Genomic DNA, 318 nt, shown 5'->3' on the forward strand with positions numbered 1-318 from the left:
TTTTATATTCTTAACTATTTTGCTCTGTTGTTTTGTCTTAACGGAAACATTGCCTCTTCAAAAGCGTCAGCGTTTTTCTTTTGTGGGATTTATGAAGGCGTGTTTGGGAGTTCTCAGAAATAAACAATTTATTTTTTATGCACTTATTCCCTGCTTTTCTTACGCCGCCTATTTTGCGTATATTGTAGAATCGCCTTTTTTACTTACAATCTTAGGTTTGCCACCAATCTATATTGGCTATAGCTACATTGGTGTTTCGTTACCCTATATTTTGGGAAATCTGATGGCACGATGGCTTTTTAAACGAGAATCTATGGA

General features: G+C 35.5%; 1 pseudogene. It reads left to right on the plus strand.

The features are described 5' to 3' along the window. Window positions 1-318: pseudogene (locus ACFIO5_RS13215) on the plus strand (Bcr/CflA family drug resistance efflux transporter); the annotation flags it as partial.

The sequence above is a fragment of the Bartonella sp. AA86SXKL genome, assembly GCF_042196885.1.